This window comes from Sphingobacterium litopenaei (assembly GCF_014692495.1).
In the GTDB taxonomy this organism is placed as follows: Bacteria; Bacteroidota; Bacteroidia; order Sphingobacteriales; family Sphingobacteriaceae; genus Sphingobacterium; species Sphingobacterium litopenaei.
On sequence record NZ_JACOIJ010000018.1, the window covers coordinates 37,032 to 50,755 of the forward strand.

The 13,724-nt window shown below is 35.8% G+C and carries 13 protein-coding genes and 1 tRNA gene; 6 read left to right on the forward strand and 8 right to left on the reverse strand.

The genetic code is table 11. From position 1 onward, the window contains the following. Nucleotides 1-44: 44 nt before the first annotated feature. Nucleotides 45-1,001, forward strand: coding sequence for a type I pantothenate kinase (gene coaA, locus H8B04_RS10360; protein WP_165290178.1), 957 nt, complete (start codon nucleotides 45-47; stop codon nucleotides 999-1,001). On the opposite strand, the gene H8B04_RS10365 is transcribed toward coaA, so the two are convergent. After that, complete coding sequence (locus H8B04_RS10365) at nucleotides 988-1,860, reverse strand: mechanosensitive ion channel family protein (RefSeq protein WP_190302299.1); 873 nt, start codon at nucleotides 1,858-1,860, stop codon at nucleotides 988-990. The two genes, coaA and H8B04_RS10365, sit on opposite strands and share 14 nt — an antisense overlap. 133 nt (nucleotides 1,861-1,993) lie before the next feature. Between H8B04_RS10365 and H8B04_RS10370 the strand changes: the two genes are divergently transcribed. Then, nucleotides 1,994-2,947 carry an acetyl-CoA carboxylase carboxyltransferase subunit alpha gene (locus tag H8B04_RS10370; protein WP_165290176.1) on the forward strand — a complete coding sequence of 318 codons (954 nt, stop codon included), beginning with the start codon at nucleotides 1,994-1,996 and terminating at the stop codon, nucleotides 2,945-2,947. A gap of 132 nt (nucleotides 2,948-3,079) precedes the next feature. Here H8B04_RS10370 and H8B04_RS10375 read toward each other — a convergent pair whose 3' ends face one another. Next, complete coding sequence (locus H8B04_RS10375) at nucleotides 3,080-5,944, reverse strand: M16 family metallopeptidase (RefSeq protein WP_190302300.1); 2,865 nt, start codon at nucleotides 5,942-5,944, stop codon at nucleotides 3,080-3,082. A gap of 95 nt (nucleotides 5,945-6,039) precedes the next feature. On the opposite strand from H8B04_RS10375, the gene xerD reads away from it, so the two are divergent. Further along, nucleotides 6,040-6,933: a site-specific tyrosine recombinase XerD gene (xerD, locus tag H8B04_RS10380; protein ID WP_190302301.1), complete on the forward strand. Its 894-nt coding sequence runs from the start codon at nucleotides 6,040-6,042 to the stop codon at nucleotides 6,931-6,933. 37 nt (nucleotides 6,934-6,970) lie between these two features. On the opposite strand, the gene H8B04_RS10385 is transcribed toward xerD, so the two are convergent. After that, nucleotides 6,971-7,044 (reverse strand) — tRNA-Arg (locus tag H8B04_RS10385). Nucleotides 7,045-7,209: 165 nt separating this feature from the next. Here H8B04_RS10385 and H8B04_RS10390 point away from each other — a divergent pair. The 3 genes from H8B04_RS10390 (at nucleotide 7,210) to H8B04_RS10400 (ending at nucleotide 9,318) form a co-directional block, all read left to right on the forward strand. Further along, the gene (locus tag H8B04_RS10390) at nucleotides 7,210-8,073 is read left to right on the forward strand and encodes an alpha/beta fold hydrolase (protein WP_165290173.1); all 864 of its coding nucleotides are present in this window, start codon (nucleotides 7,210-7,212) and stop codon (nucleotides 8,071-8,073) included. Nucleotides 8,074-8,662: 589 nt separating this feature from the next. After that, complete coding sequence (locus H8B04_RS10395) at nucleotides 8,663-8,956, forward strand: type II toxin-antitoxin system HigB family toxin (RefSeq protein WP_165290172.1); 294 nt, start codon at nucleotides 8,663-8,665, stop codon at nucleotides 8,954-8,956. A gap of 5 nt (nucleotides 8,957-8,961) precedes the next feature. Continuing rightward, nucleotides 8,962-9,318, forward strand: coding sequence for a helix-turn-helix domain-containing protein (locus H8B04_RS10400; protein ID WP_149915661.1), 357 nt, complete (start codon nucleotides 8,962-8,964; stop codon nucleotides 9,316-9,318). Nucleotides 9,319-9,377: 59 nt separating this feature from the next. Here H8B04_RS10400 and H8B04_RS10405 read toward each other — a convergent pair whose 3' ends face one another. The 5 genes from H8B04_RS10405 to cobA all read right to left on the reverse strand — a co-directional run bounded on the left by H8B04_RS10405 (nucleotide 9,378) and on the right by cobA (nucleotide 13,716). Next, nucleotides 9,378-10,622, reverse strand: a complete 1,245-nt coding sequence (locus tag H8B04_RS10405; RefSeq protein WP_190302302.1) for a sulfate adenylyltransferase subunit 1 — start codon at nucleotides 10,620-10,622, stop codon at nucleotides 9,378-9,380. Between the two features lie 112 nt (nucleotides 10,623-10,734). Beyond that, entirely contained in the window at nucleotides 10,735-11,625 is an 891-nt protein-coding gene (gene cysD, locus H8B04_RS10410; RefSeq protein WP_165290169.1) for a sulfate adenylyltransferase subunit CysD, read from the reverse strand. A 45-nt stretch (nucleotides 11,626-11,670) separates the two neighbouring features. After that, nucleotides 11,671-12,369 carry a phosphoadenylyl-sulfate reductase gene (locus H8B04_RS10415; protein WP_165290168.1) on the reverse strand — a complete coding sequence of 233 codons (699 nt, stop codon included), beginning with the start codon at nucleotides 12,367-12,369 and terminating at the stop codon, nucleotides 11,671-11,673. Nucleotides 12,370-12,372: 3 nt separating this feature from the next. Further along, nucleotides 12,373-12,948, reverse strand: coding sequence for a precorrin-2 dehydrogenase/sirohydrochlorin ferrochelatase family protein (locus H8B04_RS10420; RefSeq protein ID WP_165290167.1), 576 nt, complete (start codon nucleotides 12,946-12,948; stop codon nucleotides 12,373-12,375). Continuing rightward, nucleotides 12,949-13,716 (reverse strand): uroporphyrinogen-III C-methyltransferase, encoded by a 768-nt coding sequence (gene cobA, locus H8B04_RS10425; protein ID WP_165290166.1) that lies wholly within the window; start codon nucleotides 13,714-13,716, stop codon nucleotides 12,949-12,951. Nucleotides 13,717-13,724 lie beyond the last annotated feature (8 nt).

Below are 13,724 nucleotides of genomic sequence, written 5' to 3' on the forward strand. Positions count from 1 at the left end.
CAAGAATGTATATTTGCCCGATTATTTATGAAAAGATAAGATAGATGTCGTCAATTCAAGAAGAAAAATTATTGAGTAGTCCTTATCAAGATTTTGATAGAGCGGAATGGAAAGGACTAAATGGACACTTCAATCACAGCTTGAATTCTGATGATATAGATCAGTTGCATGCCGTGAATGAACCGCTAAATACAGAAGAAATTGAAGAAATATACTTCCCTTTAGCGCATCTCATTGACATTCATATCCGAAATTATGAAGCTATCCGCAATAGCAGCAACAGTTTCTTTCAACGTAATCAAAAGAAATTACCTTTCATTATTGGTATAGCAGGTTCAGTCGCAGTAGGAAAAAGTACTACCGCTCGGGTATTACAGAAAGTACTTTCTTTTCTTCCAAACAAACCAAAAGTATCTTTAGTTACTACGGATGGTTTCTTATACCCTAATCGCATTCTATCCGAGCGTGGGATTTTAAATCGCAAAGGATTTCCAGAAAGTTATGATACTAAAAAATTGCTAAACTTTCTTACGGCAGTCAAAAGTGGAATTTCTACGCATATCGTACCTGTTTATTCGCATTTGGAATACGATATACTACCAGATGACACCTTATTGATTGAAAATCCCGATATTTTAATTGTAGAGGGCATAAATGTCTTGCAGGTCAATTCCCAAAAGGGACAAAGCAATAAAGTCTTTGTGTCTGATTTCTTCGATTTTTCTATTTATGTGGACGCCAAGGAAGATGATATAATAGAATGGTATATCAGCCGTTTCGAGTCACTTCGCGCAACTGCCTTCCAAGATCCAAATTCATACTTTCACAAATATGCCAACCTCACATTAGAAGAAAGTAAACAAATGGCATTTCAGATTTGGACAGAAATCAATAAACCCAACTTGCACAATAACATCTTACCTACTAAATATAGAGCAGATTTGATTTTACAAAAAGGATCTAATCACTTTGTAGAAAACGTAAAGGTTAGGAAGATTTAGTACGAGCATGCTCGAAAATTAAAATTTCCCGAAGTACTTCATTTTCTACTTCACGGTGCAGTTTATTACTGCTACTTATCGCATACAATTCTAATTTGTAACGTACAAAATCTTTTCCAATCTCTTGAACCTGAAGAGCTGGAGGCATATTGGCATCCAGATTTGGATGATTGATTAATACGCTTTGAATTTCCTTTTCCAATGTTGCGACATCCGTCGCTACATATAAAGGCAATTCGAATTTTACAGTGAATAAGTTTGAACGATGTGCGGAAAGATTAACCATCGAATTCGTAAATACGAGATTATTGGGCACCATTACAATATCGTCCTCTTCGTTTTGCAACAAGATATTTGCGAAAGTAATATCCACAATCCTACCCTTATGTTCGCCAACTTTGATGCGATCTCCTACCGATAATTGATCAGAAAACATAATAAACAATCCGCTCAGCATATTAGTAATATAATCTCTAAACAATACCGCTATAGCCATGGCAACTATTGTTAAGCTTGTTACAAACTCCACCGGATTAATTCCGAATGCCACCATCACTGCGATGATAAATAATACGGTATTTAGCACTGCGGTCAATCTATTAATCCCAAGAACAAAGTTACCACGTACAGCGCGATTAGCATGGCGTGCATTATACACCGAAATTACTATATAACGTAAAATTGATAATACAATACTGGGTACTAAAAAAGTGTTTATTCCTTTCAGAACCTGATGTAATAGTTGATTATCCTTAGTAGCAGGAAACATATTATAGACTGTAATCGAAATGATAACAGCAATGATTTTCAATATAAAAACAACAGGGAAATTCATTTTTTTAGTTTCGTCAGTGAACATAAATACCTTTATCTGCAAAACACTAAACTACTAATTTTTTGAATATCAACAGCATTAATCTATCGTCGAAAACAGTTTTAAATTAATTAAAAATACAGTAACTTAGCCAGAATAAACGACAGCGTTATTTTATATGAATACGACATTTGATTTTGAAAAGCCGATTGCAGATTTGCAAACACAAATAGAGAAAGTTAATCAAGTAGCGGAAAAAACTAAAGTAGACATGAGTGCTACCGTTCGCGAATTGGAAGAGAAGCTAGAACAAACCAAAATAGATATATACAAAAACATGACTGGATGGCAAAAAGTACAGATGTCTAGACATCCAGAAAGACCACAGACTTTTGACTATATCGAGATGATCTGTGATGAATTTGTAGAATTACATGGTGATCGTACCGTAAAAGATGACAAAGCTATCGTAGGTGGTTTTGCGTCAATCGGAGGCCAATCCGTAATGGTTATCGGACACCAAAAAGGTAAAAACACAAAAGAAAGACAATACCGTAACTTTGGTATGGCGAATCCTGAAGGCTATCGCAAAGCTTTACGTTTAATGAAAATGGCCGAAAAATTCAATAAACCTATCGTTACCTTAATCGATACAATGGGTGCTTACCCTGGATTAGAGGCTGAAGAAAGAGGTCAAGGTGAAGCGATTGCACGCAACTTATTGGAAATGTCTGTATTGAAAGTTCCAGTAATCTGTATTGTAATTGGTGAAGGTGCTTCGGGTGGAGCATTAGGTATAGGTATTGGAGATCGCGTATACATGATGGAAAACACATGGTATTCTGTAATATCTCCAGAATCTTGTTCTTCGATCTTATGGAGAAGCTGGGACCACAAAGAACGCGCTGCAGAAGCATTGAAACTAACGGGTGAAGATATGTTGTCAAATGGTTTGATCGATGGCATCATCCCAGAACCATTGGGCGGCGCACACCAAAATCCAGAAGAGGCAGCGGCGAATGTAAAAGCACAGATCTTAGCCGATTTAACTATCCTTGGTGTAAAAGATTCGGAAACCTTAGTGGCTGAAAGAATTGATAAATTCAGCAAAATGGGTGTAGTCAACGAATAACACAATTTGTTCTAATATACATAGCAACAAAAGCCTTCAAAAATTTTGAAGGCTTTTGTTTTGAATTAAGTTTAAGGTATAAAAAATGCGGAGCTTTTGAAACTCCGCATTTTTAGTAATTGCAAATTTAAATTATTTAGTTTCTTCAGGAAGAAGGATAAATTTAAATAACTTATCCTCTTTCAAGTATTTCTCTGCAACCGCTTTAACAGATGAGATATTTACTTTTTTCAATTTCTCTAAATATTTCAACATTGCAGTAGGATTTTCTTTCAAGCGGTAAGCTCCAGAAATTTCACCCAACCAGTAATTGTTTTCTTTCAAATCCAATTCGTATTGACGCGTTTTTTCAATGATGAATTTATCCAAATCTACTTGCGTAGGACCATTTTTCTTGATCTTGTTGATTTCATCCAAAGCAGAATTAATCAAAGATTGATATTTATCCAAACTTGTTCCGAAACCAATATTGAAAGAATATCTACCTGTTGGGAATTTAGAATATGATGCAGAAGCTCCTGTACCATATACACCACTTTCATCTTCACGCAAACGCTCTAACAATTTAATAGAAAGAACAGATTCCAAAGCATCCATATTGATGTTTTCATCATCATTATATGTGTAATCACCCAAGAAAGCAAGACTTACTTGTGCTTTTGCTTCTTTACCTTTGTTTACTACAACCTCAACACCTTTTGCCGGAGGTAAGATTTTTAAATCTCTAGCCTCTTCTGGTTTATTTGATGATGGCAGCGAAGCTAAATATTGTTCTAAATAAGGTTTTAAATCTTCCTCATTGAATGAACCTACAATAGTAAAGGTGAAACCTGAAGCATCCGCAAATCTTTCTTTAAAAATTTCTAATGTTCTTTCTTTAGAAATTGATTTTATTTGCTCTGGTGAAGCATTATTCTTACGAATGTTGTCACCATACAAGGCTTTGTTGATAGCTGTCTGGAATACAAAACGAGGTTCGCTTTCTCTGTTTTCCATTGAAGCGATAGTTTTCGCAATGATACCTTGGAAAATATCTTCATCCAAACGTGGTTCTGTGAAATAGGCATGAATTAATTCAAAAGCTGTTTTCAAACCTTCTTTGTCAGTACTACCCGACACACCTTCGAATCGTTCACTGATGTAAGGAGAAATCCCCACGTTTTTACCTGCTAAATATTTACGAATCTCAACAGCATTTAATTGACCAACACCAGAAGAATTAACAATACCAGCCGCGTTTGAAGCATTGAAATAATCTTTATCATCGTACAACGAATGACCACCTTCGCTGAAAGCAGAAATTAAAATCTGATCATTTTTGAATGTTGTAGGTTTTAAAATTACTTTCACTCCATTGCTCAATGTCAATTCTTTCGAACCAATTGCATCAATTGCTTTAACAGACTTAATAGTACCTTTAACTGGTTCTTTAGACAACAGTGGTAAATCAGAAACTTGATCCTCATAGGCTGTCAAAGTTTCTTTATTTACGCTTCCTAACCAATTATTAACGATTGCCTCATCTGGCATTTTATCTTTATCTTTTTCAGGACCCATGATGATAATATCACGGTTTGTTTCCGCATAGTATTTATTACCAATTGCTTCCACTTCTTTCAATGTAAGCGAAGGCAATAATTGTTTAGTCAATTGGTAATCCTGTTCAATACTCATTGCCGCCTCACCTCTCAAGAAATGACCTAGGTAATTGTTGACATAAGTGTCCGATTTTACTTTATCACGTTCCTGATAAGCCATTTCATTGCTTTTGCTATACATCGCAATAGCACGTTGGAATTCACTTTCGGTAATACCGAATTGCTCAAAACGCTTTAATTCTCTATAAACTGTTTGGATACTTGCTTCCAATTGATTTGGTTTAGGCACAGCCACCAAAGTCATCGCATCAAATACATCTAAAACTCCGTCCACACTTACAAATGCTTGCAAAAATGGCGCGTCTGGTTTTTGACTAATTTCTCTCAAACGAGCATTGATAACTTGGTTGAATACACCTTTAATTAATGAAGTGCGGTAATCGCCTACAGATTTAACCTCAGATTTTGGATGCTTGATTAAAACACGCGCTACTGTTTGCGGCATTTCTGGATCAGTAATCACTTTAAATTGATTTTTATTCAACAAATCAATTCCAAACTGCTTACGTTCTGCTGGTTTCTTAACCACTTTCATATCCGAGAACAAACGAACGACTTCTTTTTCCATTTGTTGTGGATCGATATCACCTACGATGATGATGGATTGTAAGTCTGGTCTATACCATCTTTGGTGAAAATCACGAATCAATTGGTGTTTGAAACCCATCACTACTTCTTCTGTACCAATTGGAAGACGGTTTGAATATAATGATCCATTCAATAGCACAGGTAACATTTGTTCTTGCATGCGTTGACTTGCCCCACGACCACCACGCATTTCTTCCATAATGATACCGCGTTCTTTATCAATTTCGTCCGAAGACAATAAAGCATCTTGTGCCCAATCACGCATTACTTGAAGACCATTTTTCAATAATTCAGGATCGTCCGAAGGAATTGGCAATTGGTATACCGTTTCATTGAAACCTGTATACGCATTTAAATCCGAACCAAAACGTACTCCTGCTTTTTGTAGATAATCCACTAATTCATTTTTTGGGAAGTGCTTCAATCCATTGAAGTTCATGTGCTCCAAAAAGTGAGCTAATCCTCTTTCTTCTTCCTTCTCAAGAATAGACCCTACTTTCACGCCCAAATACATTGTCACACGTTTCTCAGGCTCTGTATTTTTGCGGATATAATATGTAAATCCATTCTTTAATTTGCCAACCTTTACATCTTTGTCAAAAGGTAAAGGACTAGACCATGCTAGTGTATCTTGGCTTAAAATCGTTCTTACTTCTGAAGACAGCGCTGCATTAAAATTAGATTTAGCTTGCAACGAGCTAAATGTAGCTGGCAATAAAAATGCTACTGCTAGAGGTTTTAAAAATTTCATTAATTTAGAGCTTTAAATATTATACAAATTAAATATTAATAATCGATAAGCAAAACACTATCACTGTATTTTTTACATTATTTAAGAGTTGAAGGATGAATTGGGAGGCAATACTGAAAGATTTCAAGAAATTTTTATCGTTTGAACGGAATTTATCTAAAAATTCTATCCTTGCATATATAAATGATGTAGATAAAATCAGAGTGTATGCTGAGGATAATAATATCCCTTTAGAAAAACTATCAACTAAAGACTTTCAAAATTTCCTGGCGTGGATAAACGAATTTAATATTTCCCCTTATTCCCAAGCAAGAATTATATCAGGACTCAAATCATTTTTCAATTTTCTGCAGTTGGAATATAATTTTGAAAATAATCCTGCCTCTTTGATTGAAACGCCCAGATTAGAAAGAAAGATTCCGGATGTATTGGATGTAGCCGATATAGACAACCTCATCAATGCCATTGACCTTTCACAGCCTGAAGGGCCTCGCAATAAAGCCATGCTCGAGGTATTATATGGCTGTGGATTACGTGTAAGCGAATTGATTGATTTAAAAATCTCCAACCTCCATCTGGAGGTGGAATTTATTAAGATCGAAGGAAAAGGCAATAAAGAGAGGTTAATCCCAATCGGTCATCAAGCTATCAAGTATTTAAAGATCTATTTGGAGGAATCGCGTCCCCACCTACCTATAAAAGCTGGAAATGAAGATTTCGTATTTTTAAATCGACGGGGTGCGGCCATGACACGTGTCATGGTCTTTATAATTATCAAAGATTTAGCGGCTAAAATAGGCTTACAGAAGAAGATTAGCCCACATACATTCCGTCATAGCTTTGCATCGCATTTGGTCGAAGGAGGTGCGGATTTGCGCGCTGTACAGGATATGCTCGGTCATGAGAGTATTACCACCACCGAAATCTATACACATATAGACAAAGATTATCTGCAATCTATTATCACGCAGTATCACCCAAGGTCATAAAACAGAAAAAGCATCTAGTAAACTAGATGCTTTCTTGTGCACTCCAAGGGAGTCGAACCCCTAACCTTCTGATCCGTAGTCAGACGCTCTATCCAATTGAGCTAGGAATGCTTTAATCTTCAACTTTCAGACTGTATGTCGTTCCGTTTCGATGATGCAAATATGAGGAGATTTTTAATTATTTCAAACTTTTTCTCACTTTTTTTCTACTTTAGAAGCACTTTTTTAGGTATATTACTGATACATAAAGAAATAATTTTTTCAATAAATTTTTATATGGCAGAGCGCATAATTCGATCTGGGAAAGCTCAGATCCACGACATAAACATTTCCTACTACATTAAGAAGGCAACTGAACCCGAAGAAAAGGTCATAATCTTTATCCACGGCTTCCCTTTCAACAAAAATTCATGGAAATATCAACTCGAATCGCTCGAGGACAATATCACCGGTATTGCTATCGATGTACGTGGACATGGATTGAGTACTTCGGGTCATGGATTTTTTAGCATTGATGTATTTGCGAAGGATTTGGAAGCTTTCATGGAGAAACTTGAATTACAGAACGTGGTGCTGTGTGGCGTCAGTATGGGTGGTTATATCGCTTTACGTGCTTACGAACTTTTCCCCGAGAAAATCGCGGGATTAATCCTTTCAGATACACACCACAGAGCTGACGACAATGCAGGCAAACAAAAGCGTTTTGATAGCATACAAGCGATTCTACGCTATGGCCGTAGACCTTTTGCCATTGCTTTTATTGATAACCTTTTTACGAAGAAAACTATTCAAGAAAACGAAGAAGTCATAGATTTAATAAAAAGTAGCATTCGTCGTAATTCAGTAAGGAATATCTGCGCAACACAACTGGCTTTAGCTTCCCGCACAGATTCAACAGAACTACTTTCCAAAATCACAGTTCCTACCCTAATTATCCGTGGTGAACAAGATAAAATTACGCCTAAAGCACTGATGGAAGAATTACATCAAGGAACTAAAAATTCTGTCTTTGTAGAAATACCAAATACAGGACATCTGCCAAATCTCGAAGACCCTTTAGCTTTTAATAGAGAGATAAATGGATTTTTGTTAGAGAGGTTAGGAACCGGCAACATGAAAAGGCACTATAATTTCATTTAACTTAATGGTCAAAATTTATCTCAAACCATTCATAAATAGTTTTAAAAGCTATTAAAACATTGGAATTTAAAAATCCTATGTCTTAGAGTCATTTATATGCAAAATTCGAATATACATAGATTACTTATATCTGCAGCAACCATCTTATGGATAATTACTTCTTTTACTTTATTAGTAGATAAAGAACCTTATTCTAGTCAATCATTATTTATTACCCTAATCCTTCTAATAACTGGGATACTTTATTGGTTAAGATATTATAGGTTAAAAAAAGGATATTATCCAAATATCAATAACATATTAAGCAATTTTAGCTTTAACGGAGGGCGAGTCCTAGTTAATAGTAGATATCTATTAAATCATATCTTAGAATTTTGGACAATATTGTTATTGATAGTAAATATAATCTCTATAGTTTTTTTATCTATTAAAAAAACTATAGAGTTTATTAACCCCAAATAGCTTTCACTATTGGAAATTATTAAATCAATAATGATCGCCTCAATTTTCTATACTCGCTCATTATAATCGCTACAATAAATTTCCCATTTTGGGAAATTACAACTATATTTGTTTAAAATAGAAATACTTGAGAGTTATAGCAAAGAAAATACTTCGAGAGTTTTGGGAAAAACATTCAGGTTGCGAACAGCAACTAAAATCGTGGTATGCTGAAGCTGAAAAAGGGACTTGGAAAAACTTGAATGAATTAAAGCTTGAATATCCAAGTTTAAGTGTTTTAGAAGATAATCGCGTTTGTTTTAATATAAAGGGTAATCATTATCGATTGATTGTTAAAATCAATTTCAGTTATCAAATGATGTGGATTCGCTTTATAGGCTCTCATGCCGAATATGATAAAATAGATGCCAACAAAATTTAAAAGATATGAATGTAAAACCTATCAAAACAGAACAAGATTATATGGAAGCATTAGAAAGATTAGAAGTAATTTTTGATGCTAAACCAGGAACGAAAGAAGGTGATGAATTAGAAATCTTAGGAATCTTGTTGGAAAAATATGAAAATGAAAACTTTCCAATTGAACTTCCTGACCCTATTGAAGCTATAAAATTCCGTATGGAGCAATTAAATTATTCGCAGAATGATTTAGCGGAAATTATCGGTTTAAAAAGTAGAGCTAGCGAAATCTTAAACAAGAAAAGAAAATTATCATTAGAAATGATTCGAAAATTAACAGATAAATTACATATTCCATCTGAAGTGCTAATCCAAGCATATTAACAACAACCCCCAAATAGCTTCCACTATTTGGGGGTTGACTTATAAAAATCTAAAGAATCTTACAATAACTCTTCTACAGTCAAGGCGCCTACCGTAAGATTATTGCGTGGATCGATAATAATACCACGTGCATTACCTGGAAAATCTCGGTTTAAATCAAAAACCACTTCTTCCGCAGCTTTAACGGATACGCGACCAATATCATTTAAACGGATATCTTCATCATAGATGCGTTCTTGTGTATTGACATCAAATTTGTATTGCACTTCAGGGATTTTGATTTTGGTTACTTTAGTCTGATTTTGCAATAAATACACTTGATTTGTATCCAAAGCTTTATTTTCAAACCAAGAGATATTTGCTTCAAAACCACGTTCTGCATACGCAGGTTTATTTGCCGACACGATAAAATCACCACGCGAAATATCTACATCATCCTTTAAATGCAAGACCACCGATTGACCATCATGTGCGGCTTCTAAAAGTTGTTGGCCTAATTCTATGCGTTCTATAGTCGTTTGTACTCCGCTAGGTAAAATGACCACTGACTCTCCTACTTTTAAACCTTCACCAATCACACGACCTGCATACCCTCTATAATCTGGATAATCTGCCGATTGCGGACGAATTACCCATTGCACTGGAAAACGCCATGTATCAAGATTGCTTTCCTCGAATTCCACCTGCTCTAAGTATTCCAATAATGTTGGGCCTTCATACCAAGCAATACGTAAAGATTTATCTACGATATTATCCCCTTTCAAAGCCGAAACGGGAATAAAATCTACATGCTCTAATTTTAAGTTTTTCGCTAGTTGCAAGTAGTCAGCCTTAATAGTTTTATATACATCCTCACTATAATCCACCATGTCCATTTTGTTGACACAAACCAGCACTTGTTTTAAGGATAACAATTTAGCAATAAAGGAGTGACGCTTTGTTTGTTCAATTACACCTTTACGTGCATCAATTAGTATAATAATTAAATCCGAATTCGATGCTCCTGTAATCATATTGCGCGTATATTGGATATGTCCTGGCGCATCCGCAATGATGAACTTACGATTTTCTGTTTGGAAATATTTGTAAGCCACATCAATGGTAATACCTTGTTCACGTTCAGCTTTTAGACCGTCGGTCAAAATAGCCAAATCAACAGTTCCATCATCGTTCTTGCGATTCGCTTTTTGAATAGCCTCCAATTGGTCATCCAGAATCGAGTTGGTATCATATAGCAAACGGCCAATTAAAGTACTTTTTCCATCGTCAACAGAACCAGCCGTTATAAATTTTAGAATATTCATTGTTTACTTAGAATTGAGTAGTGAGTATTGAGATGTGAGACGATTACAAAGTCTAATATCTTATATCTATTGTCTAAAATCTCATATCTCCAGTCTAACATCTATTATCTCCTTAAAAATAACCTTGTTTCTTACGTTCTTCCATCGCAGCTTCGGATACTTTATCATCCATACGTGCACCACGCTCACTTACAGTTGAAGCTTTGATTTCCGCGATAATATCGTCTAATTCTGTTGCCACCGAACCTACAGCAGCCGTACAAGTCATATCACCAACCGTTCTGAAACGCACAGATTTATGTTCGACCAAATCTTCCGAATCTATATTTAGACATTCTGCGGCAGCCATCCATTGACCATTACGCCATACGACATCACGTTCATGACTAAAGTAGATGGAAGGCAACGCAATATTTTCGCGTTTGATGTAACTCCAAACATCCAATTCGGTCCAGTTAGAAATTGGGAAAATACGAACATTCTCTCCTTTATGAATTTTACCATTAAAGATATTCCAAAGTTCTGGACGTTGACGCTTAGGATCCCATTGTCCAAATTCATCACGTACCGAGAAAATACGTTCTTTGGCTCTGGCTTTCTCTTCGTCACGACGTGCACCACCTATACAAGCATCAAAACCGTATTTTTCAATCGTATCCAACAAAGTTACCGTCTGCAATGCATTGCGGCTCGCATTCTTACCTTTCTGTTCGATAACCTTTCCTTGATCAATACTATCTTGCACCAAACCAACAATTAACTTTTCACCTAATTGCTCCACCAACCAATCTCTGTATTGAATAGTTTCTGGGAAATTGTGACCTGTATCAATATGCACTAGTGGAAAAGGAAATTTACCTGGTCTAAATGCTTTTTTAGCTAAATGAACTAATGTAATACTGTCTTTTCCTCCCGAAAATAGCAGTGCAGGATTTTCAAATTGCCCCGCCACCTCACGCAGTATGTAGATGGCTTCCGCCTCCAAATGATCTAAATAATCCATTCTTTACCCTTATTCGTATATATTTTCTTTCTTATGTATCTACTCTTATTTGCTGGTTACGTGCAAGCCGCATTCTTTCTTGCTCTTGTCTTCCCACCACCAGCGCCCAGCACGGAAGTCTTCTCCAGGTGCTACTGCACGGGTACAAGGTTGACAACCAATACTTGGAAAACCTTTATCATGTAAATGATTGTACGGCACATTAAACTGTTTTAAGTGAGATTCAACATCGTTTAATGTCCAATGGAATAAAGGATGTATCTTAATGATCTGATTACCTTCATCCCACTCTATGAAATCCATATCTTCACGATTAGCAGATTGTTCTGCACGAATACCCGTTACCCAGATTTCGTAACCTTGTATCGCACGTTTTAAAGGCTCAATTTTTCGAATAAAACAACATTCTTTTCTATTCTCTATACTTTCATAGAAACTCGATGGTCCTTTTTTAGTGACCATTTCCTCTACTAAAGCCGCTTGCGGATAATACGCCTTTATCGGTAATTTGTAACGTTCTAAAGTTCTGTTCCACACGTAGTAAGTTTCTGGAAATAAACGTCCAGTCTCCAAAGTGAAAACATCGATCTTCCCACCTGCATCAGCAATTAACTGCGTCAGCACCTGATCTTCTATACCGAAAGATGTCGAAAAAACCGCTCTATTACCATAATTATCCGTGATATATTGGATAATTTGTGCAGCATCCAAACCTTGTAAACTTGCTCTCAAATGATCAATCATACCCTATTTCTTACTTACTATATCTTGTGTATGTGCATTTAACTGCTTAATCTTATGTTCCAAATCACCACGCAATTGATTTCTATATTCTTGCAGAAGCTCCAATGTTTCGTCAATTTCTTCAGGCAATATTTCATTAAAAAATTCTTTTAATCGTTTTGCCATTGTCGGTGATTTACCATTTGTCGAAATACCAATTTTTAAGTTTCCTTTTTGGACGATAGACCCTAAATAAAAATCACACAATTCTGGTTTATCTGCTACATTCAATAGAATGTGGCGATTGATCGATAAAGCTCGAATATGTTTATTCAATTCAGGATTATTGCTCGCAACTACAACCAAATCTTTTCCCTCCAAATCCGATTCTTCAAAAAGACGTTGCTCCAATTGAATTGATTCTTTATCTGCGATAAATTCAAAAACTTCGGGAATAACTTCTTCAGCTACGATTTTCACATTCGCTAACGGAGAACTACGAAAAATAGCTTGTAACTTCTCCAAACCAACCGGTCCAGCCCCCACTAAAAGGGTTTGAATCTGGTTCATTTTAACGAAAATTGGAAACAGCGTATTCATTTAAGCTTCTAAATGTTGAATCTCTTGTTTTAACTTTTGGAAAGATTGGTGCTTTGCAACCACTTCACCCAAAACAATAATCGCAGGCACACCTAAAAGATTTTTATGAACTTGCTCCATAATGCTATCTATAGTACCAATTGCTAAACGCTCATTTTCTAACGAACCATTTTGTATCAAAGCAATAGGTAAGTTTCCTTTACCATTATTTTTATATAATTCAATGATCTGTTGTAATTTAGAATAACCCATCAAAACAACTACTGTAGCATTTGTTTTCACCGCATGGTGCAAATCTTCGGATAAACGCCCGTCTGAAGTGGATCCAGTAATTACCCAAAAACTTTCACTAATACCACGATAAGTTAATGGAATTTGTTGTAATCCTGTTAAACCTACAGATGATGAAATCCCAGGTACTACAGCCGTTGGAATATCAAATTGATGAACATAATCCAACTCTTCTCCTCCACGACCAAACACAAACGGATCACCACCTTTCAGTCTTACGACATGACCATGCGTCAACGCATAGTCCACTAATAATTTATTGATGTAGTCTTGTGAGGTAGATAAACGTTCCGCACGTTTACCCACATATATCTTCGTACAAGACTCCTTAGCATAAGTCAATAATTCTTCATTGACCAAAGCATCGTACAGAATCACATCAGCTTCTTTTATAGCTTTTATGCCTTTTAGTGTAATTAAATCGGGGTCACCCGGACCTGCACCAACTAATGTTACAAATGGTTTTACTTCACTCATTCTTCCCT

Excerpts from the sequence above, each read along its gene's own strand:
- coaA (WP_165290178.1), top strand. The coding sequence starts at position 45 with ATGTCGTCAATTCAAGAAGAAAAATTATTGAGTAGTCCTTATCAAGAT.
- H8B04_RS10365 (WP_190302299.1), bottom strand. The coding sequence starts at position 1,860 with ATGTTCACTGACGAAACTAAAAAAATGAATTTCCCTGTTGTTTTTATA.
- H8B04_RS10370 (WP_165290176.1), top strand. The coding sequence starts at position 1,994 with ATGAATACGACATTTGATTTTGAAAAGCCGATTGCAGATTTGCAAACA.
- H8B04_RS10375 (WP_190302300.1), bottom strand. The coding sequence starts at position 5,944 with ATGAAATTTTTAAAACCTCTAGCAGTAGCATTTTTATTGCCAGCTACA.
- xerD (WP_190302301.1), top strand. The coding sequence starts at position 6,040 with ATGAATTGGGAGGCAATACTGAAAGATTTCAAGAAATTTTTATCGTTT.
- H8B04_RS10390 (WP_165290173.1), top strand. The coding sequence starts at position 7,210 with ATGGCAGAGCGCATAATTCGATCTGGGAAAGCTCAGATCCACGACATA.
- H8B04_RS10400 (WP_149915661.1), top strand. The coding sequence starts at position 8,962 with ATGAATGTAAAACCTATCAAAACAGAACAAGATTATATGGAAGCATTA.
- H8B04_RS10405 (WP_190302302.1), bottom strand. The coding sequence starts at position 10,622 with ATGAATATTCTAAAATTTATAACGGCTGGTTCTGTTGACGATGGAAAA.
- cysD (WP_165290169.1), bottom strand. The coding sequence starts at position 11,625 with ATGGATTATTTAGATCATTTGGAGGCGGAAGCCATCTACATACTGCGT.
- H8B04_RS10415 (WP_165290168.1), bottom strand. The coding sequence starts at position 12,369 with ATGATTGATCATTTGAGAGCAAGTTTACAAGGTTTGGATGCTGCACAA.
- H8B04_RS10420 (WP_165290167.1), bottom strand. The coding sequence starts at position 12,948 with ATGAATACGCTGTTTCCAATTTTCGTTAAAATGAACCAGATTCAAACC.
- cobA (WP_165290166.1), bottom strand. The coding sequence starts at position 13,716 with ATGAGTGAAGTAAAACCATTTGTAACATTAGTTGGTGCAGGTCCGGGT.